Source organism: Kocuria oceani (genome assembly GCF_029524215.1).
Lineage (GTDB): Bacteria > Actinomycetota > Actinomycetes > Actinomycetales > Micrococcaceae > Kocuria > Kocuria oceani.
The window spans coordinates 174,946-196,740 of sequence record NZ_JARAMH010000005.1; the positions used below are offsets into that span (position 1 = coordinate 174,946).

Annotated in this window: 20 protein-coding genes; 11 read left to right on the plus strand and 9 right to left on the minus strand. The window is 75.2% G+C overall.

Going from position 1 to position 21,795, the window contains the following annotated elements; genetic code table 11:
- Positions 1–19: 19 nt before the first annotated feature.
- The gene (locus tag PU704_RS07745; protein ID WP_277550893.1) at positions 20–1,249 is read right to left on the minus strand and encodes a molybdopterin molybdotransferase MoeA; all 1,230 of its coding nucleotides are present in this window, start codon (positions 1,247–1,249) and stop codon (positions 20–22) included.
- Positions 1,250–1,312: 63 nt separating this feature from the next.
- Here PU704_RS07745 and PU704_RS07750 point away from each other — a divergent pair, with 63 nt between their 5' ends.
- The 6 genes from PU704_RS07750 (at position 1,313) to PU704_RS07775 (ending at position 5,553) form a co-directional block, all read left to right on the plus strand.
- Positions 1,313–1,642, plus strand: coding sequence for a biopolymer transporter Tol (locus tag PU704_RS07750; protein WP_075871194.1), 330 nt, complete (start codon positions 1,313–1,315; stop codon positions 1,640–1,642).
- A gap of 181 nt (positions 1,643–1,823) precedes the next feature.
- On the plus strand, positions 1,824–2,981 hold the full coding sequence (locus PU704_RS07755; protein WP_277550894.1) for a GTP 3',8-cyclase MoaA: 1,158 nt from the start codon (positions 1,824–1,826) through the stop codon (positions 2,979–2,981).
- Positions 2,982–2,986: 5 nt separating this feature from the next.
- Complete coding sequence (locus PU704_RS07760) at positions 2,987–3,256, plus strand: MoaD/ThiS family protein (RefSeq protein ID WP_277550896.1); 270 nt, start codon at positions 2,987–2,989, stop codon at positions 3,254–3,256.
- 4 nt (positions 3,257–3,260) lie between these two features.
- Positions 3,261–3,854, plus strand: a complete 594-nt coding sequence (gene mobA, locus PU704_RS07765) for a molybdenum cofactor guanylyltransferase (protein ID WP_277550897.1) — start codon at positions 3,261–3,263, stop codon at positions 3,852–3,854.
- A gap of 38 nt (positions 3,855–3,892) precedes the next feature.
- Positions 3,893–4,189, plus strand: coding sequence for a DUF6457 domain-containing protein (locus PU704_RS07770; protein ID WP_053004760.1), 297 nt, complete (start codon positions 3,893–3,895; stop codon positions 4,187–4,189).
- Positions 4,189–5,553 carry a molybdopterin molybdotransferase MoeA gene (locus PU704_RS07775; protein ID WP_277550899.1) on the plus strand — a complete coding sequence of 455 codons (1,365 nt, stop codon included), beginning with the start codon at positions 4,189–4,191 and terminating at the stop codon, positions 5,551–5,553. The genes PU704_RS07770 and PU704_RS07775 overlap by 1 nt, the downstream gene beginning before the upstream one ends.
- Positions 5,554–5,656: 103 nt before the next feature.
- On the opposite strand, the gene PU704_RS07780 is transcribed toward PU704_RS07775, so the two are convergent.
- The gene (locus PU704_RS07780) at positions 5,657–6,157 is read right to left on the minus strand and encodes a DUF456 domain-containing protein (RefSeq protein WP_047802395.1); all 501 of its coding nucleotides are present in this window, start codon (positions 6,155–6,157) and stop codon (positions 5,657–5,659) included.
- 83 nt (positions 6,158–6,240) lie between these two features.
- On the opposite strand from PU704_RS07780, the gene PU704_RS07785 reads away from it, so the two are divergent.
- The gene (locus PU704_RS07785) at positions 6,241–6,867 is read left to right on the plus strand and encodes a lytic transglycosylase domain-containing protein (RefSeq protein WP_277550901.1); all 627 of its coding nucleotides are present in this window, start codon (positions 6,241–6,243) and stop codon (positions 6,865–6,867) included.
- Between the two features lie 102 nt (positions 6,868–6,969).
- On the opposite strand, the gene PU704_RS07790 is transcribed toward PU704_RS07785, so the two are convergent.
- The 5 genes from PU704_RS07790 to PU704_RS07810 all read right to left on the minus strand — a co-directional run bounded on the left by PU704_RS07790 (position 6,970) and on the right by PU704_RS07810 (position 14,701).
- Entirely contained in the window at positions 6,970–8,424 is a 1,455-nt protein-coding gene (locus tag PU704_RS07790) for a phytoene desaturase family protein (RefSeq protein WP_277550903.1), read from the minus strand.
- Between the two features lie 8 nt (positions 8,425–8,432).
- A complete protein-coding gene (locus PU704_RS07795) occupies positions 8,433–13,355 on the minus strand; it encodes an NAD-glutamate dehydrogenase (RefSeq protein ID WP_277550904.1) in 4,923 nt (1,640 codons plus the stop codon).
- 133 nt (positions 13,356–13,488) lie between these two features.
- Positions 13,489–14,067: a histidine phosphatase family protein gene (locus PU704_RS07800; protein WP_053004661.1), complete on the minus strand. Its 579-nt coding sequence runs from the start codon at positions 14,065–14,067 to the stop codon at positions 13,489–13,491.
- A gap of 84 nt (positions 14,068–14,151) precedes the next feature.
- Positions 14,152–14,358, minus strand: a complete 207-nt coding sequence (locus PU704_RS07805) for a hypothetical protein (protein ID WP_047804709.1) — start codon at positions 14,356–14,358, stop codon at positions 14,152–14,154.
- Between the two features lie 64 nt (positions 14,359–14,422).
- The gene (locus tag PU704_RS07810) at positions 14,423–14,701 is read right to left on the minus strand and encodes a hypothetical protein (protein WP_075871558.1); all 279 of its coding nucleotides are present in this window, start codon (positions 14,699–14,701) and stop codon (positions 14,423–14,425) included.
- 152 nt (positions 14,702–14,853) lie between these two features.
- Here PU704_RS07810 and PU704_RS07815 point away from each other — a divergent pair, with 152 nt between their 5' ends.
- Positions 14,854–16,236, plus strand: coding sequence for a TIGR01777 family oxidoreductase (locus PU704_RS07815; protein WP_277550905.1), 1,383 nt, complete (start codon positions 14,854–14,856; stop codon positions 16,234–16,236).
- Positions 16,237–16,327: 91 nt separating this feature from the next.
- Here PU704_RS07815 and PU704_RS07820 read toward each other — a convergent pair whose 3' ends face one another.
- Entirely contained in the window at positions 16,328–18,523 is a 2,196-nt protein-coding gene (locus PU704_RS07820; protein ID WP_277550906.1) for a catalase, read from the minus strand.
- A 256-nt stretch (positions 18,524–18,779) separates the two neighbouring features.
- On the minus strand, positions 18,780–19,703 hold the full coding sequence (locus PU704_RS07825; RefSeq protein WP_277550907.1) for a DUF2382 domain-containing protein: 924 nt from the start codon (positions 19,701–19,703) through the stop codon (positions 18,780–18,782).
- Positions 19,704–19,847: 144 nt separating this feature from the next.
- Here PU704_RS07825 and PU704_RS07830 point away from each other — a divergent pair, with 144 nt between their 5' ends.
- Genes PU704_RS07830 through PU704_RS07840 form a run of 3 tightly spaced genes read left to right on the plus strand, consistent with a single transcriptional unit; the run spans position 19,848 to position 21,792 of the window.
- On the plus strand, positions 19,848–20,111 hold the full coding sequence (locus tag PU704_RS07830) for a PLD nuclease N-terminal domain-containing protein (protein WP_047804712.1): 264 nt from the start codon (positions 19,848–19,850) through the stop codon (positions 20,109–20,111).
- A gap of 44 nt (positions 20,112–20,155) precedes the next feature.
- Complete coding sequence (locus PU704_RS07835) at positions 20,156–20,839, plus strand: tetratricopeptide repeat protein (protein ID WP_277550908.1); 684 nt, start codon at positions 20,156–20,158, stop codon at positions 20,837–20,839.
- Entirely contained in the window at positions 20,836–21,792 is a 957-nt protein-coding gene (locus PU704_RS07840; RefSeq protein WP_222844970.1) for an aldo/keto reductase, read from the plus strand. The genes PU704_RS07835 and PU704_RS07840 overlap by 4 nt, the downstream gene beginning before the upstream one ends.
- Positions 21,793–21,795: the final 3 nt, after the last annotated feature.

Sequence of the window (21,795 nt, forward strand, 5' to 3'; positions counted from 1 at the left end):
CGGACGGTCCCGGCCACCGTCAGTCGAGCGCGAGCAGCTCCACGGGAGCACCCGCCGGCAGCTCCGCGTCCCCCGGCGGCAGCAGGACGAGGGCGTTGGCCCGGGCCGCGGCGGCCAGCAGGTGGGAGCCGGGACCGCCCGCCATCCGCACCACGGCGCCGTCCCAGACGCCCCGGCGGACCTGGGTCCTGCCGGGCAGCGGGCGGACGGCCTCCGCGAGCCGCGCGGTGCGGAGCGGGCGGGGGACGGGGGCGCCCACGGTCTCCGTCAGCGCCGGCCGCAGGAACATCTCGAAGGACACCAGCGTGCTCACGGGGTTGCCGGGCAGGCACACGAAGGGCACGCCGTCCCGGTGGGCGAGCCCCTGGGGCCCGCCCGGCTGCATCGCCACGTGCACGAACTCGCCGTGGGGCCCGAGCACCTGGCGGACGACCTCGTAGGCGCCCTCGCTGACGCCGCCGGAGGAGACGAAGAGGTCGGGTCCCCGGGCGGCGTCGGCGGCCAGCCGCGCGGCGAAGGCCCCGGCGTCGTCGGGAACCAGGTGGGCGGCGAGCACCTCCACGCCGGCCTCCGTGAGCTGGGCGGCCAGGATCGCCGCGTTCGCGTCGAAGATCTGGGCGGGACCGCGCTCGGCCCCCGGGGCCACGACCTCGTCCCCGGTCGTGTAGACCACGGCCCGGGGCCGGGCCCGCACGCGCAGCGCGGCGCACCCGAGGGCCGCGGCAAGGCCTATCCGGGCGGGTGTGAGCCGCTGCCCCGCCGACAGCGCCGTCGCGCCCTCGAGCAGGTCCTCGCCCGCCCGGCGCACGAACCGGCCCGCCGGCTGGTCGGCCGGGACGCGCAGCACGGTCCCGGGAGCCGGGAAGCCGCCCGGCAGCGTCTCCTCGACCGGGACCACGGCGTCCGCCCCGGGCGGCAGCGGCGCACCGGTCATGACGGGGGCCGCCTCCCCGGCCGCCAGGGGCCCCGGGACGTGGCCCGCCGGGACGGGGGCGACGACGACGAGCCGCGCGTCCTGCTCCCCCGGCGCCCGCCGGGTGTCGGCGGCGCGCACCGCGAATCCGTCCATCTGCGAGTTCTCGAAGGGCTGCAGGCTCAGGGGCGCCACGAGGTCCTCGGCGAGGACCCGGCCCAGGGCCTCCCGCAGGGGGACGGTCTCCCCGCGCGGGCGGATCCCGCGCAGGGCCTCGGTGACCGCACGGCGGTGCTCGTCGACGCTGCGGACCGGGTGCTGCGCGTGCCTGCTCATGCCCCCAGCGTAGGGGCCCGCCGCGGAGCGCACGCGGCGGGCGGACCTGGCAGGATCGGTGGCATGGCACAGCGGGAGGTGGAGCACACGCCGGACGGGCGGTGGATCGTGGTGGACGGGCGGCGCTGGCGGCGGCAGGATCCCGCGCTGCCGGACGACGTCGCGGCCCGGCTCAGATCCCACCTGGGGCGTGCCCGCGCGGCGGTGCGCACCGCGCGCCGGGAGGGCTCGGAGGACCGGCTGCGGGCCGTGCGGGACCGGGTCGGGCTGGCGAAGCGCGGCCTGGGCGAACGGGGCACTCCCTGGTGGGAGCAGAGCCCGGCCGAACGGGAGGCCCGCTGGACGGAGGCCCTCGCGCGGCTGGACGAGCAGGCCCCGCCGGAGCCGGCCTGACCCCGGCCAGGGCGCGGTGCAGGCGCAGGACGGGCGCGGCGCGGACACGGCGCGGACCGCCGGTGGAGGACCCGGCCGGCGCACCGGACATTCTCGGCATGCTGGGGACTGATTACACTGGGCGGACCATCCCGGCACGCCGAGCACCGTGCGGGCCGGACGCGACCACCGAGGCGGTGACATGAGCGTTTCCCTGGGACTTCCGCAGATCCGCAGTGCGGGACCGGCGCCGAGCGGCGCCCCGGCCGGAACGGGGCTCCTGGACCGCCACGGCCGCCGCGCCACCGATCTGCGGCTGTCGGTGATCGACAAGTGCAATCTGCGCTGCACCTACTGCATGCCCGCCGACGGCCTGCCCTGGCTGCCCGCCGCCCAGCTGATGACCCCCGGCGAGATCCTACGGATCGTCGGCGTCGGGGTGCGGCAGCTCGGCGTGACCGAGCTGCGCCTGACCGGCGGGGAGCCCCTGGTCCGCCGCGACCTCGAGGACATCGTGGCCGGGGTGCGCGCGGCGCACCGGGACCTGCCGATCTCGCTGACCACCAACGGCATCGGCCTCGCCGACCGTGCGCCCGCCCTGGCGCGGGCCGGGCTGACCCGGATCAACATCTCCCTGGACAGCCTGGACGCCGAGACCTTCCGCCGGCTCGCCCGCCGCGACCGGCTCGCCGACGTGCTGGCCGGGGCCGAGGCCGCCGCGGCGGCCGGGCTGACCCCGGTGAAGATCAACGCCGTGCTCATGCGCGGGATCAACGACCACGAGGCGCCCGAGCTGCTGGCCTGGGCGCTCGAGCACGGCTTCGCGCTGCGCTTCATCGAGCAGATGCCCCTGGACGCCGACCACGGCTGGACCCGTGCGGACATGGTCACCGCCGCGCAGATCCGCGACCGGCTGGCCACCCGGTTCCGGCTCGTCCCGCACCCGGGGAAGCGTGACGGCGCCCCGGCCGCGCTCTGGGACGTGCACCGCGCGCCCTCCGCCGCGGCTCCTGCGCAGGATCCCGCCCAGGAACCCGCGCTGGCTCCCGCTGTGGGCTCCGGTGGCGACGACGAGCCGCTGGGCACCGTGGGAGTGATCGCCTCGGTCACGGAGCCCTTCTGCGCCGACTGCAAGCGCACCCGGATCACCGCCGAGGGCAGGATCCGCTCCTGCCTGTTCTCCCACGAGGAGGTCGACCTGCTCCCGCTGCTGCGCGCCGGGGCGACCGACGCGGAGCTGGCCGAGCGCTGGCGGGCGGCGATGTGGGTCAAACCCGCCGCGCACGGGATGGAGCACACCGGCCTGGACTCGGCCGACTACGTCCAGCCCGCCCGCACGATGAGCGCGATCGGGGGCTGAGGGGCGTGCTGATCCGCTACTTCGCCGCCGCCCGGGCCGCCGCCGGCACCGAGGCCGAGACCCTGGCGGTCCCGGCCGACCGGCCCTGCACCCGCCGGGACGTGGAGGCCCTGCTGGTCCGGGCCCACCCGCAGCCGCCGCCGGGGCAGCCGCCGCTGGCCGAGGTGCTGGCCCGGTCGAGCTTCCTGCTCGACGGCGTGGCCTGCCCCGATCCGGACGCCCCGGTCCCGGCCGGAGCGGTGCTCGACGTCCTGCCGCCCTTCTCCGGGGGGTGAACGGGTGGGCGCCACGGACCCGGCCCCGGTCTTCCACGCCGTCGTCCTGGCCGGCGGGCGCTCCTCCCGGCTGGGCGGGCGGCCGAAGGCGGGCCTGCGGCAGGGCAGGCGCACCCTCGTGGAGCTCACGCTCGACGCGGTCCGGGGAGCGGCCGGGATCGTCGTCGTCGGGCCCCCGGAGCTCGCCGTCCCCGCGGGCGTGCTGCGCGCCCGGGAGGACCCGCCGTTCTCCGGACCGGCCGCGGGCATCGCGGCGGGCCTGCGCGCCCTCCAGGCGCTGCCCGAGGCGCCGTGGACCCTGGTCCTCGCCTGCGACATGCCCGGGGTGGCCCGTGCCGTCCCGCTGCTGCTGGAGGCCGCGAGGAGCGTGCCCGGGACGGACGGGCACGTCGGCGTCCCGCCCGACGGCCGCCGCCAGCCCCTCGCGGCCCTGTACCGCTCGGAGGCGCTGCGCGCGGCCTACGCGGGCCAGGACCCTGCGGACCGCTCGGTGTTCTCCTTCCTGCGCCACCTCCGCCTGCACGACGTCACCGTGGCCGAGGACGCCACCGCGGACGTGGATACGTGGGACGATGTGCGGAGGCACCACCTGACCTGACCACGAACGGGCGGTCCCCCGCCCGGGAGGAGCACGGCATGCCCAAGGACCTGAGCCCGGCGGAGCACGAGACGCTCGAGCAGTGGCTCGCGGCGGTGCGCGCCGCCCTGGACGTCCCCGACACCGAGCTGCCGCTGGACGCCGTGCTGGGCCTCACCGGGCGGGTGGCCCATCGCACCGTGCGACCGGCCGTCCCGCCCACCGCCTACCTGCTGGGCTACCACGTGGCCCGGGCGGTCGCCGCGGGCGAGGAGGAGCACGACGCGCTGCGCCGCGCCCTCCGCACCGTCGGCGACCTCGTCCCCGCCGCCCGCCGAACCCCCGAGGAGAACTGATGTCCGGACTGCCCCTGCCCCACGACACCAACAGCCCCTACACGCACGCGCTGCCCGTGATCGAGGACGACGACGCCCCCGCGCCCGCGCCCGTGGAGGTCGAGACCCTCCAGGACGCCGAGTGGCACCGGGCCCGGCAGTTCTCCTACGACGTGGCCACCGCCCTCCCCAGCCACTGGCTGCCCCTGCAGGAGGCCCTCGGCGGGGTCCTCGCCGAGGACGTCACCGCACCGATCCCCGTGCCGCACTACGCCTCCTCCGCCATGGACGGCTACGCGGTGGCCGGCCCGCAGCCGTGGACCGTGGTCTTCCCGGAGCCCGTGGAGACCGATCCCCGCAAGATGCTCACGATCCCCCCGAAGGACCTCTACCGCCCGGTGCTCAACCTGGAGCCGGGGCAGGCCACGCGCATCGTCACCGGCGGGCTCGTCCCCGCCGGTGCCCGGGCGGTGCTGCGGGACGAGTTCGCGCACCTGTCCGAGGAGGGCACGGTGCTGACCATCGCCGCCCACGCCCCCTCGGCCGAGGACATCCCCTACGGGCAGAACATCCGCCGCACCGGCGAGGAGGTGGCCGCCGGGGACGTCATCCTGCACGGGCAGTGCCTGCTCAACCCGGCGCACATCGCCTTCGCCGCGATCAGCGGCCACGACATGCTCCCCGTCCGCCGCCGCCCGCGCGTGACCATCCTGCTGACCGGCAGCGAGGTGGTCGAGGACGGGATCCCCGAGCCCGGCCAGGTCCGTGACGCCTTCGGCCCGCAGCTGCCCACCTTCGTGGAGATGCTGGGCGGGTCCGTGGACCAGCTGCGGCGCGTGGAGGACACCGCCAAGGCCATGCTCTCCGCCCTCACCGAGGCGCCCTCCGGCATGGCCTCGGTGCTCGACGCCCGCACCGAGGTGGTCATCACCACCGGCGGGACCGGCCACTCCGACGCCGACCACGTGCGCTCCGCGCTGGAGGAGCTCGGGGCGGTCTTCCTCCTCGACGGCCTCGCCCAGCGTCCGGGCCACCCCACGTTCCTCGCCCGCCTGCCCGAGGACGGGCCCTTCGTCGTCGGGCTGCCCGGGAACCCGCTGGCGGCCATGACGAGCATGTTCACGGTGGCCCAGCCGCTGCTGGCCCGGCTGCACGGCGACCCGGCCCCGACCACGCGCACGCTGCCCGCGGCCGAGGAGCTGCCGGGCCAGAAGGTGACCGCCCTGGTGCCCGGCTACCTGCAGGACGGGACGGTCGCCCCGCGGGACCGGGTCGGCGCGAACATGCTGCGCGGGCTCGCGCACGCGGACGTCATCATCGTGGTGCCCCCGGGCGGGGTGGCCGCCGGGCAGGACGTCGAGGTCGTGCCCCTGCCCTGGCGCTGACCCGCAACCGGGTGGAGGAGGGCCCGGGCACCGGGGTGCCCGGGCCCTCCTCCGTCCTCGGGTCCTCCCCGCGGGGCCCGCTCCCTCGCCGCGCGGCGGCCGCTCAGGCGGTGAGGAAGAGGACCAGGGCGCCCAGGACGAACACGCTGGAGGCGGCGAGCGCGCAGCCGAACTCGACCACGATGCCCAGGCCCGCGGCCTTGAGGGCCGCCCAGCTGGAGTCCAGGGCGGTGCGCAGGTCGCGCTGACGGGCGGTCTCGCTCAGCAACAGGCCGACGAAGAAGCCCACGAAGATCCCCACGACCGGGATCACGAACAGCCCCACCACGGCGCCCGCCGCCGCGTACAGCAGGGAGCGGTTGGGGATCTGCCGCTGCTTGAGCCGGGCGCCGGTGAGCACCGCGCTCGCGGCCATCCCGATGACCGCCAGCACGGAGCCGACGACCAGCACCGTCCACCCCTCCACCGCCTGCACCGTGAGCGCCCAGACCAGCAGCCCCACGACGATGAGGATCGAGCCCGGCAGGACCGGGACGATGACGCCGAGGCACCCGACGACGAGCAGGACGGCAGTGATGAGGGTGGCGATGATCTCGGCGGTCACGCCCTCATCGTAGGCGGTCGCGGCCGGCTGTCCCCCCAAGAGGCCGCAGACCTGCCCCCACCGTCGCTCCTACCCTGGGACGGATGTCCACCACCGTCCTGCAGCCGGCACGCCCGGACGCCGAGCAGCCCGAGGAGCGCCCCGCGCGCAGCTCCTCGTGGTTCCTGCTGGCCTCGGTGGTGCTGCTGCTGATCGGCACGGGAGGACTGATCCACGCCAACACCTCCGACCGCGGCCCGGGCACCGCCGGGACCGGCGGGCCGAGCCGCACCGCTCCCGTGCCCGAGCCGTGGGGCGAGGACGTCCTGGCCGCCGCCGAGTTCTCGGGGCTGCCGCCGCAGATCGTCGCCGCCCAGCTCGACGTCGAGAGCCGCTGGGACCCCCGGGCCGTGAGCCCGGCCGGGGCCCAGGGCCTCGCCCAGTTCATGCCGAGGACGTGGGCGCGGTACGGGCGGGGGGACCCCTTCGACCCGCGCGACGCCATCCGCGCCCAGAGCCGGTACCTGAAGGACCTCCGGCGGATGGTCGGCGGCCTCGAGCCGGCCACGGCCGAGGAGGAGATCGACCTGGTGCTGGCGGCCTACAACGCCGGGCCCACCGCGGTGCTGCGGCACGGGGGGATCCCCCCGTTCGCGGAGACCCGGGGCTACGTGACGCGCATCCGCGAGCTGGCGGGCACCACCTACGCCGGGGTGTGCGCCTGCGGCTGAGGCCCCGCGCCGGCCCGCCCGGGCTCCTCCGCCCGGCCTCGCCGCCCGCGTCCTCCACCCGACGCGCCCGCCCGTCCCGCCAGGTCCCGCGGGCCGGTGCGCTCAGCCGGGCCCCCCGCCGGCGCGGCGCCGTTCGCGGGCCAGGCCGGTCAGGGCGCGGCGGGCCGCGTGGTAGCCGGCCATCCCGTGCACCCCGCCGCCGGGCGGGGTCGAGGAGGAGCACAGGAAGACCCCGGGCACGCCGGTGGCGTAGGGGTCGGCCCGGACGACGGGCCGGAAGACCTGCTGCAGCCCGTCCAGGGCGCCCCCGCCGATGTCGCCGCCCACCAGGTTGGCGTTCCACGCCTGCAGCCCGGACGGCGGGGTGTCGACCCGGGCCAGGACCCGGTCGCGCACGCCGGGGGCGAAGCGCTCCAGCTGCTCGAGCACCCGCTCCCCGGCCCGGGGGTCGTCGCAGCCGTGCGGGACGTGGGCGTAGGCCCACAGCACCTGCTGCCCGGCCGGTGCCCGGGACGGGTCCGCGGCCCCCTGCTGGGCCACCAGGACGAACGGCCGCTCGGGGAGCCGTCCCGCGCGGGCCTGGGACTCCGCGGCCCCGATCTGCGCGAGCGTCCCGCCCACGTGCACGGTCCCGGCCCGGGCCACCCGCGGGTCGCGCCAGGGCACGGGGCCGTCCAGCAGGAGGTCGACCTTGTAGCAGGCCGTCCCGTAGCGCCAGCGGGACAGCGCCCGGCGGTACCGAGGCGGCAGCCCGAGCCCGCCCAGGCCCAGCACCTGCCGGGGCGTGAGGTCCAGCAGGACCAGCTCGGCCGGGCGCACCTGGGCGAGGTCGGTCACCGGGCGGTCCAGCAGCACGCGGCCCCCGTGCTCCCGGAGGTCGGCCACGAGCGCGTCGGCGATCGCCTGGGACCCGCCCCGGGCCACGGGCCAGCCCGTGGCGTGGGCGGCGGCGCCGAACAGCGTGCCGAACGCCGAGGTCAGCACGTGGCGCGGGGGCAGCACGGCGTGCGCCGCGGATCCCGCGAACAGGCCCCGGGCCTGCTCGGTGCGGAACAGCGCCCGCGCCGTGGCCGCGGCCGGCCACGGCGCCCGGAATCCGAAGGACGCCAGGGCCGCCGGGTGCTCGGGCACCCGCACGAGCGGGCCCAGGGCGGACTCCACCGTCTGCTCCCAGCGCCCGACCACGCCCCGGTGCAGCGCCGACCAGGCCCGGCCGTCCGGACCCAGCTCCGCGGCGGTGCGCTCGAGGGAGCGGTGCAGCAGCCCGGGCGGGCCGTCGTCGAGGGGATGGGCCGCGACCACCGGCGGGTGCAGCCACTCCAGCCCGTGGCGGTGCAGGCCCAGCCGCGAGAACAGCGGGCTGGCCACCCCGAAGGGGTGCACCGCGGAGCCGAGGTCCACCACCGTGCCCGGGCCGAGCACCGCGGCGGAGCGCGCCGCCCCGCCGGGTGTGCCGGCCGCCTCGTGCACCGTGACGTCGAGCCCGGCCCGGGCCAGGACCACGGCCGCGGCCAGCCCGTTGGGCCCCGCGCCGACGACCGCGGCCGTTCCCTCCACCGGTCGGCCTACCCGGTCAGGGCGCTGCGCATGGTCCGCAGGGCCACGGACAGGGACGCGAGCTCGGTGGCGGGCTCGCCCGTGCTCTCGGCCTCGATCTCCCCGAGCACCTGGCGCAGCCGCGCCAGGCGGGACTCGTTGGCCTCCTCCCAGGCGTCGACCTTCTCGCGGGCGGTCCGCCCCGGGGCCCGGAGCGCCTGGTCGGCCAGCGCCACGAGCGTGGCGTAGACGTCCTCCCGCATGGACATCCGCGCGAGGTTCTCCCAGCGGGTGGTCTGCGGCAGGTCCGTGATGCGGTTGAGCAGGCTCTCGATCCGGTACCGGTCGTAGAGCCGGAAGTAGACCTTGGCGATGGTCTTGATCTGCTCCTCGTCGAGGGCGCCGTCCTCGGTCACGGCCTCGCCCGAGGCGTGGGCGAGGCGGGCGACGTCGAGCAGCGCGAACGCGTCCAGCAGCTGCGACCACTCGGTGGCCAGCGGGCCCGGCACGCCCTGCCGCGCGGCCGCCTCCGCGTGGGAGTCGACCCGCTGACGGGAGTCCTCCCCCAGCAGCCGGTCCTCGAGGAAGCGGATGTCCACCGTGGGCTTGTACCGCTCGATGACCTCGGCGACCGGGTTGGCGGTCTCCTGCCGGTGGATGAGCCAGCGCACCACGCGGTCCAGCAGCCGGCGCATGTCCAGGAACATCCGGTCCCACACCTCCGTGGGCACGTCGGCGGGCAGCTCCTGGTGCTGGTGGGCGTAGCGCTCGATCTCGTAGATCTGCACCGCCGCCACGAACGCGCGGGCGACCTCCACGGGCTCGCAGCCGGTCTCCTCCATGACCCGGTAGACGAAGGCGATCCCGCCGTAGTTGATCATCTGGTTGGCGACCATCGTGCCGATGATCTCCGCCCGCAGGGGGTGGGTGCCGACGAGCTCGCCGAAGCGCCGGGTGATCTGCTCCGGGAAGTACTTCTCCAGCACCTCGTCGAACCAGGGGTCCTCGGCCAGGCCGCCCTCGACGAGGGCCTCGGAGAGCTGGATCTTGGCGTAGGCCGCGAGCACGGACAGCTCCGGGGAGGTGAGGCCGTGCCCGGTGCGGGCGCGTTCGCGCAGCTGCTCGTCGGTGGGCAGGAACTCGATCGCCCGGTCGAGGTCGGCCGTGTCCTCGAGCCAGTGCATGAACCGGATGTAGGCCTCGTTGAGGTCCCGCACGCGGGCCCGCTCGGTGGTGAGCAGCACGTTCTGGGCCACGTTGGTCTCGAGCACGAGACCCGCCACCTCGTCCGTCATGGCCTCGATGAACCCGGCCCGCTCCTCGGCGGTCAGCTCTCCGGCCACGACCATCCGGTCCACCAGGATCTTGATGTTGACCTCGCGGTCGGAGGACTCCACGCCGCCGGAGTTGTCGATCGCGTCCGTGTTCAGCAGCACGCCGCCGAGGGCGGCCTCCACGCGCCCGAGCTGGGTGCAGCCGAGGTTGCCGCCCTCACCCACCACCTTGACCCGCAGGTCCGCGCCGTCGACCCGGATCGCGTCGTTCGCCTTGTCCCCCACGTCCGTGTGGGACTCCCGCGCCGACTTCACGTAGGTGCCGATGCCGCCGTTGTAGAGCAGGTCCGCCGGGGCGGTGAGGATCGCGCGGATCAGCTCGATCGGGGACAGCTCCTCGACCCCGTCCGCCAGGCCCAGGGCCTCGCAGACCTGCGGGGAGACCGGCACGGACTTCACCGTGCGCGAGTACACCCCGCCGCCCGCGGAGATCTTCTCCCGGTCGTAGTCCTGCCACGAGGAGCGGGGCCGGCCGAAGAGCCGCTCGCGCTCGGCGTAGGAGACGGCCGGGTCCGGGTCCGGGTCCAGGAAGATGTCCCGGTGGTCGAACGCGGCGACCAGGCGGATGTGCTCGGAGAGCAGCATGCCGTTGCCGAACACGTCCCCGGACATGTCGCCCACGCCCACCACGGTGAAGTCCTCCGTCTGGGTGTCCACGCCCAGCTCGAAGAAGTGCCGCTTCACGGACTCCCACGCCCCGCGGGCGGTGATGCCCATGGCCTTGTGGTCGTAGCCCACCGACCCGCCGGAGGCGAAGGCGTCGCCGAGCCAGAACCCGTACTCCGCGGAGATCGCGTTGGCGGTGTCGGAGAAGGACGCCGTGCCCTTGTCCGCGGCCACCACCAGGTAGGAGTCCTGGCCGTCGCGGCGCACCACGTGCTCCGGGTGCACCACCACGTCGTGGCCGGCCTCGTCCCGCACCAGGTTGTCGGTGATGTCCAGCAGGGACGCGATGAACATCGCGTACGCCTCGCGGCCCTCGCGCACCCAGGCGTCGCGGTCCACGGCGGGGTCCGGCAGCTGCTTGGGGTAGAACCCGCCCTTGGCCCCGTTGGGCACGATCACCGAGTTCTTCACCATCTGCGCCTTGACCAGGCCCAGCACCTCGGTGCGGAAGTCCTCGCGGCGGTCCGACCAGCGCAGCCCGCCGCGGGCCACCGGACCGAAGCGCAGGTGCGTGCCCTCGACCCGCGGGGACCACACCCAGATCTCGAACATGGGGTGCGGCCGCGGGGCGGCGCTGATCCGCCCGGGGTTGAGCTTGAAGGCCATGGTGGGCCGGTGCCGGTACACGTTGGTGCGCACGGTGGCGGCCATGATCTCGGTCAGCGCCCGCAGCAGCTTGTCCGCGTCGAGGGTGGGGACCTCGTCGAGGGCCTCCATCAGCCGGGACTGCGCGGCGTCGCGCTGGGAGCCGCGCACGGCGTCGTCGAGCGCGGGGTTGTAGCTCGCCTCGAAGAACTCGACCAGCCCGCGGGTGACCGCGGGGAAGGCCAGGAGCGTGTCCGCGATGTAGTCGAACGAGTTGGGGTGCCCGAGCTGCAGGAGGTACCGGACGTAGGAGCGCAGCACGGCCACCGTCCGCCACGTCAGCCGCTCGGTGAGGACCAGCCGGTTCAGGGAGTCGGACTCCGAGCGGTTGGACAGCACCGCGCACAGGGTGTCCTCGATGAGGTCCTCGGTCTGGGCGTCCTCCGGGCCGATGGCGTCCACGCCCTCGGGCAGGCGCACGCCGAAGTCGTAGAGCTGGAAGTGGCGCCCGTCGGCGGGGGTGACCTCGTAGGGCTTCTGGTCCAGGATCGTGAGGCCCAGGTTCTGCAGCATGGGCAGCAGCGCGGTGAGGGACAGGGACCGGGTGAGGTAGATGTTCAGCCGCACGCCCCCGGGGTCGTCGACCACGCGCACCTCCGCGGGCAGGTCCGGGTCGCGGCCCCAGAGCTCCTCGCAGCGCTGGAGGTCCTCGACGGCCTCCTCGATCTCGTAGTCCGCCCGGTAGGCGTCCGGGAACGCCTCCGCCCAGTTCTCGGCGTGCGTGCGGGCCACGTCCTCCGGGAACTCGCGGTGGATCGCCCGCACCAGCGCCTCGGACCAGGACCGCACGGCCGCGCGCAGCCGCGCCTCGAGACCCGCCCGGTCGAAGGACTGCACCTGCCCGGTGTACGGCAGGCGGATGCGGAAGAACAGCCGGGCCAGCGTGGAGGCGGACAGCCGGGCGTCGAAGTCGATGGACTCGGCGTCGAAGGTCCGCCGCAGCTCCGCCTCGATCCGCCCGCGCACCGACGTGTTGTACCGGTCCCGGGGCAGGAAGAGGACCGCGGACATGAACCGGCCGAAGTGGTCCTGGCGCAGGAACAGCCGGGTCTGGCGCCGCTCGTCCAGGCCCATGACGCCGCGCATGATCTCGTAGAGCTCCTCCGCGGTCATGTGGAAGAGCTCGTCCCGCGGGTAGTCCTCGATGTTGCCCATGAGGTCCCGGGCGGAGTGGGAGTCCTCGAGGAAGCCGAAGCGCTCGGCGACCTCCGCCAGCTTCTCCTTGAGCAGCGGCGTCTCCCGTGCCGGGGTGTTGTACGCCCGGCGGGTGAACAGCCCCAGCACCAGGTACTCCCCCACGATCCGGCCCTCGTCGTCGTACTTGGCGACGCCGACGTAGTCGAGGTACTCGCGGCGGTGGATGGACGAGCGGCGGTTGGCCTTCGTGACGAACAGGGTGCCGGCCTCGCGGGCGTGCTCCCGGCCCAGGCCGGTGAGCTGCTGGCGGTGGGGCTTGCCCTCGTGCTCCACGAGCAGGCCCAGTCCCGTCCCGGGCCGGCTGGCGAGGGCCAGGCCGTCGTCGGTCTCCTCGAGGTCGTACTCCTTGAAGCCCATGAGGATGAAGTTGCCGCCGATCAGCCAGCGCAGGAAGTCCTGGGAGGGGCCGACCATCGGGGGGTGGCCGCCCCCGGGCAGCTCCAGGGTGCGCAGCCGGTCCAGCTCCCCGGCGAGCCGCTCGACGCGGGCCTTGAGCTGCTCCTGGTCCTCGTCGACGCGCTGGACGTCGCGGAGCAGGGTGGACAGCCGGTCCACGAGCTGCTGGGCGGTCTCGTCGGAGATCGGGCGGGAGAGCTCCACGGAGATCCAGGACTCCACCACGTGCCGCGTCCCGCCGGAGGCCCGGAAGTTCGCCAGGCTCGGCAGCGCGGTGGTGTCACCGCTGGCGCTCGCGGAGAAGTCGGGGACCTGCTGGAGCTCGCGCAGCTCGTGGCTGTCCTCGTCGCGGGTCGCCACCAGCACGGGGTGGATGACCAGGCGGGCGCCGCCCCACTTGGCGGCGATCTCCGCGTTCACGGTGCTCACGAGGTAGGGCACGTCCTCGGTGACCACGAAGACCACCGAGCTCGAGTCCTCCTGGCGCACCCCCACGACGATCTCGCCCGGGGCGCGCACCCGGCCGACCTCCTGGTGGTGGTCGGCGCGCTCGCGCAGCTGCTCCTCGGTGCGCGCGAGCAGGTCCTCCTGCGGGACGTGGCGGTAGTACTCGTTGATCCACGCCCGCTCTCCGTCCCACTGCGGGGTCTGCGGGATCACCCGGAGCGTCTCCGTGCGGTCCTCGTCGGGGATCGTGTACTGGTCAGGGGCCACAGCCGCATCACGCCTTCGTCGCCGTGGGCGGCACGGGGCGCGGTCTGTGCGCCGCCGTCGCCGCCCCAGGGGTGGACGGCACCTCGTGGGACCGTCCCTGGTCCGTCCAGCTTATTGAACGAACACCGCCCTGTCAGGGGGCGGTGGGCTCGGGCACGTCGTCCCGCAGCCGGGCGTCGTCGAGGGCCTCGGTCCGCACCGGGACCACCTCGCAGTTGCGCACCCGGGGGTGGGTCTCGCCGTTGAGCACGGAGACCGTCAGACGGATCAGCGAGCCGTGGGCCACGACCAGGACGTTGCGCCCCGGGTGCGCGTCGCGGATCCGGCGCAGCGCGGCCGTGCCGCGGCGGGCCACCTCCTCCGCCGGCTCCCCCTCGGCCAGGATCGCGTCCCGGGCCTGCGCCTCGAGTCCGGCGAGGGTGGAGCCCTCCCACGGCCCGAAGCCGCGCTCCACGAGCCCGGGGCAGGTCTCGCTCAGCTCGAGGCCGAGGACCCCGCCGATGATCTGCGCGGTCTCCACGGCGCGGCTGAGCGGCGAGGAGACCAGCACGTCCCAGCGGCTCGCCCCGGCGTGCAGCCGCCGGGCGACGGCGCGGGCCTCGTGCCGTCCGGTGTCGTTGAGCGGGACGTCCGTGGCGCCCTGCAGCCGCTCCTCCAGGTTCCAGTCGGTCTGGCCGTGGCGGATGAGCGCGATGCGTCCGGGAGTGTTCACGCCCTCCACTGTGGGCGACGGCCCGCCGCGGGGCAAGCCCGGGCCCCGGCCCGCCGCGGACGGCGGGCCGGGGCCCGGGCCGTGCTACTGCGGGTCCTCGGGCCGCTCCGGGCGCTCGCGCTCCTCGACGGAGGAGCGCACCTCGGGGTCGTCGGTGTCGTCGACCCACGGCTCGGTCTGCCGGTGCTCCTCCACGTGGTCCGGCTGCCGGGCCTGCAGTGCGTCCTCGACCTCGTGCTTCATCTGGTCGTCGAGCTCCGACCCGTGCTTGGTGTTGCCTCTCTCGGCCATCACGTCGCTCCTTCGGTGGTGGTGTCCGGCCGGCCCGCCGGCGGCGGCCCGCCCGGACGTGGGATCAGGCGCCGCCCTCGTCCTCGGCCAGGCCGCGCTGGGCACGGTCGGCCGCCTCGGAGGAGCCCTCGGGCAGGGGGTCGGCCGCGGGCGGGACCTGCCCGGGGGCGTAGTCCTGCAGCCCGGCGGCCACCCGCTCCTGCTCGGTGGCCGCGGCGAGGGCGTCGTCGTCGAGCTTCTCGGGCATGCCCGCGTGGCCCTGGTGGATGGGGCGGGGCAGGGCGTCCTCCTGCGGCTCGATGACGTCGTCGAGGTCGGGGGCGTCGTCGTTCGGGGTGCTCATAGGAAGCCTCCTTACGTTGTGCCGTGTGCCCACCCTAGCGAACCCGGCGGGGCCGGGGAAGGGCGCGGGGCGGCCCGGCACCGGTGGGACACGGCGGCGCCGCGGGGTCGGGGTCCTGGACGAACCGCGGCGATGGGGGTTGAGTAGCGGTCATGACCACCTTCACGTTCAGCTCCCGCGTGCCCCATCCCGTCGAGGACGTCTTCGCCTGGCACGCCCGCCCGGGAGCCCTCACGCGGCTGACCCCCGCGTGGACGGGCTCCGTCGTGGAGGAGTCCTCCCCGCCGCTGCAGAACGGCACGCGGTCCCGGCTGCGGGTCGCCGTGCCCGGCAGCTACGGGCTCGCCTCGGTGCCCTGGACGGCGGAGCACCACGGGTTCGTCCCGGGCCGGGAGTTCCGCGACCGGATGGTCAGGGGTCCGCTGGCCTCGTGGGAGCACCACCACCGGTTCGACGACGACGGGCACGGGGGGACCGTGGTCACCGACACGGTGGAGTACGCGGCCCTGCCCGGCGACAAGGCCTTCGGCGACCGGCTGATGGGCCCGGCGCTGGGCCGCCAGTTCGAGGCCCGCGCGCGCCGGCTGACCGCGGACCTGGAGTTCCACGCCCGCCGGCCCGGCCGGCCGCTGACGGTCGCGCTCACCGGGGCGTCCGGCACGATCGGCACGCAGCTGGCCGCGCTGCTGGGCACCGGCGGGCACACCGTGCTGCGCTTCGTGCGCCGCGAGGCGCGCACTGCCGGGGAGATCTCCTGGGACCCGGAGGCCGGGGTCCTGGACCCCGCCGCCCTCCGGGGCGTGGACGTGGTCGTGAACCTGGCCGGGCGCAGCATCGGGGGGCGGCTCACGCGCGCGGCGAAGGAGCAGATCCGCGGCTCCCGCGTCCGCGGCACGGAGCTGATCGTGCGCGCCCTCGCCGCGCTCGGCGACGACGCCCCGGCGGCCCTGGTCAACGCCTCCGCGATCGGCTACTACGGGGCCGACACGCACGGGCAGACCGTCACCGAGAAGTCCCCGCCGGGCGAGGACTTCCTCGCCGAGGTCTGCACCGCCTGGGAGCGGGCCGCCCAGGGCGCCGAGGCCACCGGGACGCGCGTGGTGACGGTGCGCACCGGGGTGGTGCAGAGCCCCGCCGGGGGCGCGCTCAAGGCGCAGCTGCCGCTGTTCCTCGCCGGGCTGGGCGGGCGGCTGGGCTCCGGGAACCAGTGGCTGAGCTGGATCTCCCTGGACGACGCGGTGGGGCTGTTCGCCCACGCCGTGCTCTCCGCCGGGCTGCACGGCCCCGTCAACGCCGTGGCTCCCATGCCGGTCACGGGCCGGGACTACGCGCGGACCCTCGGCAAGGTGCTCGGCCGGCCCGCGCTGCTGCCCACGCCGGGCTTCGGGCCGAAGCTGGTGCTCGGGGCCGAGGGTGCGGAGCTGATGGCGCTCGCGGACCAGCGGGTCTCGGCCGACCGCGCCATCGACCGCGGCTACCGGTTCCGGCACCCCGACCTCGGCTCCGCGCTGCGCGAGGAGCTCGGCCGCTTCTGAGGACGGACGCCGGAGGACCCCGCCCGGCGGGGCCGGACGGGGTCCTCCGGTGTCGGCGCGGCGTCGGTGCCGCGCCGGTGCGGCGACCGGCTCAGAGCCGCCCGGTGACCGGGAAGCGCTCCCAGGCCCGGTGGCTCTTCATGAGCGCGACGACCTGCTCCACCACGGCGGCGGAGTCCTTGCCGGCGACCACGCCGGGCGCGCCCTCGGGCAGGCCGACCGCGGCGAGCGCGCGCCCCTTGTCGCCCCAGACGCCGATGGCCTTGGCCTGGCGGAACACCTCGCCGAGCAGCAGGTGCACGCGCGGGTCCAGGGCGCCCGTGGACACGGCGCCGGCCTTGGCGTCGAGGCCCGGCCGGGCGTCCGGCGCCGGCGGCACGGCACCGGCCACGAGCACGGAGTCGAACTCGACGGAGCGGGCGGTGAGGTAGGTGCGCTGGGCCACGACCTTCCCGCCGCGCCCGACCGGCCCGCCGTGCGGGGCGATCACGAGCGGGACCATGCCCGCGGCGTCGATCGCCTCGACCACGGCCAGGAGGTCGGCCTCGTCCGGGTCGGGCCCGACCACGACGCCGACCTGCCGGCCGTCGAGGGGCCACTGCCCGCCGATCTGGGACAGGGCGGGGCTCGGCGCGATCCGGCCGTGCTCGACGGTGGGCCGCGGCGCGGGCAGGCCCAGGCCCTCGGCGACCACGGCGCACAGCTTCGCGTCGATGTTGGCCAGGGACTGCAGCTGGCGCTCCTTGACCGACTGCTCCCAGCACTTGCCGAGCTCGAAGGTGTAGGCCTGCGCGATGTGCTCCTTCTCGACGTCGCTCATGGACAGCCAGAACAGGCGGGCCTGGCTGTAGTGGTCGTCGAAGGACGCCGGGGCCCCGCGCTCCTTGACCGACTCCGCCACCGGGGCCGGGTGGTCGATGAAGGGACGGGCCGGCTCGTCGGCCGGGAACGGGTTGTTCCCGTCGAGGGTGTTCGGGTGGTAGGGCGCGACCCCGGTGTGCACGGCGGTCTGGTGCATGCCGTCCCGCAGCATGTCGTTGACCGGGGCGTGCGGGCGGTTGATCGGCAGCTGCGTCCAGTTGGGCCCGCCCAGCCGGCTGAGCTGGGTGTCCAGGTAGGAGAACAGCCGGCCCTGCAGCAGCGGGTCGTTGGTCACGTCGATGCCGCGCACCAGGTTGTTGGGGTTGAAGGCGACCTGCTCGGTCTCGGCGAAGTAGTTGGAGGGGTTGCGGTCCAGCGTCATGAGCCCCACCGGCTGCACGGGCGCGAGCTCCTCCGGGACGATCTTCGTGGGGTCGAGCAGGTCGATGCCCTCGAACATCTGCTCCTCGTTGTCCTCGAAGACCTGCACGCCGAGCTCCCACTCGGGGTGGGCGCCGGCCTCGATGGCGTCGGCGAGGTCGCGGCGGTGGACGTCGGGGTCCATGCCGTTGGCGATCTGCGCCTCCTCCCACAGCACGGAGTGCACGCCCAGCTTCGGCTTCCAGTGGAACTTCACGAGCACGCTGCCGCCCTCGTCGTCCAGCAGGCGGAAGGTGTGGATCCCGAAGCCCTCCATCGTCCGGTAGGAGCGCGGGATCGCGCGGTCGGACATGTTCCAGATCGTGTGGTGCTGCGCCTCGGTGTGCAGCGAGACGAAGTCCCAGAACGTGTCGTGGGCGGACTGGGCCTGCGGGATCTCCCGGTCCGGGTGCGGCTTGCCGGCGTGGATGACGTCCGGGAACTTGATCGCGTCCTGGATGAAGAAGACGGGGATGTTGTTGCCCACCAGGTCCCAGGTGCCCTCGGACGTGTAGAACTTCGTGGCGAAGCCGCGGGTGTCCCGGGCCAGGTCGGCCGAGCCCCGGGAGCCGAGGACGGTCGAGAAGCGCACGAAGACCGGGGTCTCCACGTCCTTGCCGAACACGGCGGCCGAGGAGATCCGGCTCGCGGTGCCGTAGGAGCGGAACACGCCGTGGGCGCCGGCGCCGCGGGCGTGGACCACCCGCTCGGGGATGCGCTCGTGGTCGAAGTGGCTGATCTTCTCGCGGAAGTGGTGGTCCTGGAGCAGCACGGGCCCGCGCCGGCCGGCCTTCAGCGAGTGGTCCGTGTCGCTGCGCCGGGACCCGTGGGCGGTGGTCAGGTACTCCCCGCCCTGGGCGGCGAGCGTCGGGTCGGCCCCGGTGTCCCGGCCGGTGGGGCTCACGGGCGCCGGAGCCGCCTGGTCGGGCTTCGGCGGCAGCGGGGGCCGGGGCTCGGTGGGCTCCACGGCCGGGGCCTCCTCGCTGCCGGGAACGCCCGGGGGCATCGGCGCCTGCCCACCCGCTCGATGTCTCGTCCTGTTCAGCCGCTTGCGCATGTGCATCTCCCGCTCGTCCTCGTCGTGTGGTCGTCGCCGGCCGGACCGGCCCCGGAGGGGCGCGGAACAGCCAGTCCACTGACCATTCAGTCACCGGCGGAAGGGACCGCACAAGCCCCCCACGCGGGACTCCGCGCTCGGTGAACAGCCCCGGGCACGGCACGGCCCCCGCCGGCCGGAGCCGGCGGGGGCCGCAGGACGGGGCTCAGGCCCGGCCGTCCTGCTCCTGCACGTCGATCCGCTCCTGGCGCACCGTCTCCTCGATCACCTCGGTGCGCTCGGTGCGGCGCACCGCCAGGCGCACCCGCTGGTAGGGCACCCGCACGGTCTGCACCACGGGCACCTCGCGGTAGAGGATGACCTCGTCCTCCCCCACCGGCAGGTCCTGCCCGGCGAGGAACGCCTCACGCTCCTCCTCGGTGATCGGGGTGCGGATCTCCTCGACGTCCTCGGAGGCCAGGGTCTGCTCCTCGCGCACCGGCTCCTCGACCACGTACTTGCGCAGGCGCAGCCGCCCGGACTCGACCCGCTCCGTGCCGGCCCGCAGCCGTTCCTCGTGCCGGACCACGGTGGCCGCGTCCTCCTCGGCCCGGCCCCCCTCGGACCGGCCGCGCGCCGGCACGGCGTCCCCGAACCGGTCGCCCTCGAACCGGTCGCCCTCGAACCGGTCGCCCCCGGGCCGGTCGTGGCGCGCGGCGGACTCCTGGTCGAAGGCCTGGTCCCCGGCGCCGCCGGACGGTTCGCGGCGCTCGTCCGCGACGCTCTCCCGGGCCCGGCCGGCCGTGGCGTCGGCGCCCGTGAGGGACTCCCCCGTCCGGCGGACGTTCGTGCCGTCGTCCTCCCCGGCGTCGTCGCCGTGCCGGTGGGCGTCGTCGTCCCCGGCGTCGATGTTGTAGGCGGGCGCCCCGCCGCGCGGGTCCCGCGTGTCGGTCGGCCCGGACGTCGGGTCCCCGCCGACGTCGCGGCCCTCCCGGCCGTAGGCGTTGTGGTCCCACAGCTCGGTCGACGAGCTGGGGGCGTGGCGCTCCACGCCCGTGTCGTCCACGTCGCGTGTCCGGTCGGGGCGCGTCCCGGGGCGCTCCGTGTGGGCAGTTTCCTGGTCGTACGGGCGGTCGTCGGAGGTGGACATCGTGGGCTCTCCTCAGGATTGCTGTGGTGGTCGGATTTTATCAGCGTGCTGAGCGGTGCTTCCGCCCACTCTACGGGGGACCGGCCGGGACACGCCCCGGCGCCCGCCCTTGTCCGCCCGCCCCCGCGGTGCCAGTATCGATGCATGAGCGCCTGGATCGTTCTCGCGGCCGGCGGCACCGAGGCCGCGCGGACCGGGGTGTGGGAAAGTGGTGCGACGGTGGCCGGCGCGGTCGTCGTCGTGCTGATGGTGGCCGCCGTGACCTCCCTGCTGCGCACCCCGGGACAGGACCCGGTCCTGCGACTGTTCTGGCTGCTCGTGATCCTCGCGTTCCCCGTGGCCGGCGCCGGCCTGTGGTTCGTGCTGGGCCGCCGCGCGGGGCACGCACCCGGCGCGCACCCCGCGTAGTCGATCCCGTCCCCGTGGAGGACCCGGCCGAGAAAGGAATCCGCATGAGCTACTCCCAGGACGGGCACGGGTTCTTCACCCAGGCCCTCGACGCCGAGGACCGCGGGCGGCTCGACGAGGCCGAGACCGCCTACCAGCAGGCCATCGTCCTCTTCGAGGAGGAGGGCGACTCCCTGCAGGAGCAGGCCGCCTGCCACTACAACCTGGGCCACCTCTACCTGGGGATGAACCGGCCGGGCCGGGCCGTCACCGCCTACGAGGAGGCCCTGAACCTGTTCCACCGCATCGGCGGCAGCGGTAAGCACCAGGCCCGCACCCACCTGATCCTGGGCAGCCTGTGCCTGGAGCTGGACCGCGCCCACGACGCCGAGGAGCACCTGCTGGACGCCCTGGGGCAGTACCTCGACGCCCCGCACGACGCCCACGACCAGGCGCAGTGCCACGTCAACCTCGGCCGGGTCTACGAGCTCGGCGAGCGGCACACCCAGGCCATCACCGCCTACAACCGGGCCCTGGACTTCTACCAGGAGACCGAGGCCACCACTGCGGACCAGGCGGAGTGCTTCACCGCCCTGGGGCGGCTGTACGAGCGCGCGGGACGGCTGAAGGAGTCCGGCGCGGCCTACGCGGCCGCGGCCCGGCTGCGCTGGGCGGCCGAGCAGCAGCGACTGGAGAGTGCCGATCCCGCCCGGGACGCCGGCGTGCCCGACGGAGAGGACCGCACGTGAGCTCACGCCTGATCTACGGGTGCATGACCATCGGCGGCTCGTGGGACGACGCCCCCCACGACGCCGCCACCGTGGACCGCGCCCGGGCGGCGGTGCACGCGGCCCTCGACGCCGGCATCACCGACTTCGACCACGCCGACATCTACGCCCACGGCAAGTCCGAGGCGGTCTTCGGGGAGCTCCTGGCCGAGGACCCGGCACTGGCGGGCCGGGTGCGGCTGCAGACGAAGTGCGGGGTGCGCCTGCCCGGCAACACCGCCGCCCCCGGCGCCCCGGCCCACTACCGCCTGGACCGGGGAACGATCCGCGCCGGGCTGGAGGGCTCCCTGCGCCGGCTCCGCGTGGACTCGGTGGAACGCTTCATGCTGCACCGCCCCGATCCCCTCGCCGACCCCCACGAGGTCGCGGACGCCCTGGACGAGCTCCGCAGGGAGGGACTCATCCGCTCGGTGGGCCTGTCCAACATGTCGACCCGCCAGGTGGCCCTCTACCAGCAGCTGCTCACCACGCCGGTCACGGCCCTGCAGCTGGAGCTGAGCCTGCGCCACCGCGGGTTCGTGGAGCAGCAGATCCTCGCCAACCACCCCGAGGGCGCCGAGCACTCGTTCCCCGAGGGGATCCTGGAGTACTGCGCGGCCGACGGCATCGAGGTGCAGGCGTGGGGCGCCCTGGCCCGGGGCCTGTACACCGGGGCCCCGATCCCGCCGGAGGACCAGCACGCCGCGGCCACGGCCGAGACGGTGCACCGGATCGCCGCCGCGCACGCGGTGTCCGGGGAAGCGGTGGTCCTCGCGTGGCTGATGCGCCACCCCGGCGGCATCCGCCCGGTCCTGGGCACCACCGACCCGCGCCGGATCGCCGCGTGCGCCGAGGCGGAGGCGCTGGCGCCCCGGCTCGGCCACGAGGACTGGTACGCCCTGCTCACCGCGGCGCGCGGCAACCCGGTGCCCTGACCC

Excerpts from the sequence above, each read along its gene's own strand:
- PU704_RS07745 (WP_277550893.1), bottom strand. The coding sequence starts at position 1,249 with ATGAGCAGGCACGCGCAGCACCCGGTCCGCAGCGTCGACGAGCACCGC.
- PU704_RS07750 (WP_075871194.1), top strand. The coding sequence starts at position 1,313 with ATGGCACAGCGGGAGGTGGAGCACACGCCGGACGGGCGGTGGATCGTG.
- PU704_RS07755 (WP_277550894.1), top strand. The coding sequence starts at position 1,824 with ATGAGCGTTTCCCTGGGACTTCCGCAGATCCGCAGTGCGGGACCGGCG.
- PU704_RS07770 (WP_053004760.1), top strand. The coding sequence starts at position 3,893 with ATGCCCAAGGACCTGAGCCCGGCGGAGCACGAGACGCTCGAGCAGTGG.
- PU704_RS07775 (WP_277550899.1), top strand. The coding sequence starts at position 4,189 with ATGTCCGGACTGCCCCTGCCCCACGACACCAACAGCCCCTACACGCAC.
- PU704_RS07785 (WP_277550901.1), top strand. The coding sequence starts at position 6,241 with ATGTCCACCACCGTCCTGCAGCCGGCACGCCCGGACGCCGAGCAGCCC.
- PU704_RS07805 (WP_047804709.1), bottom strand. The coding sequence starts at position 14,358 with ATGGCCGAGAGAGGCAACACCAAGCACGGGTCGGAGCTCGACGACCAG.
- PU704_RS07810 (WP_075871558.1), bottom strand. The coding sequence starts at position 14,701 with ATGAGCACCCCGAACGACGACGCCCCCGACCTCGACGACGTCATCGAG.
- PU704_RS07815 (WP_277550905.1), top strand. The coding sequence starts at position 14,854 with ATGACCACCTTCACGTTCAGCTCCCGCGTGCCCCATCCCGTCGAGGAC.
- PU704_RS07820 (WP_277550906.1), bottom strand. The coding sequence starts at position 18,523 with ATGCCCCCGGGCGTTCCCGGCAGCGAGGAGGCCCCGGCCGTGGAGCCC.
- PU704_RS07825 (WP_277550907.1), bottom strand. The coding sequence starts at position 19,703 with ATGTCCACCTCCGACGACCGCCCGTACGACCAGGAAACTGCCCACACG.
- PU704_RS07830 (WP_047804712.1), top strand. The coding sequence starts at position 19,848 with ATGAGCGCCTGGATCGTTCTCGCGGCCGGCGGCACCGAGGCCGCGCGG.
- PU704_RS07835 (WP_277550908.1), top strand. The coding sequence starts at position 20,156 with ATGAGCTACTCCCAGGACGGGCACGGGTTCTTCACCCAGGCCCTCGAC.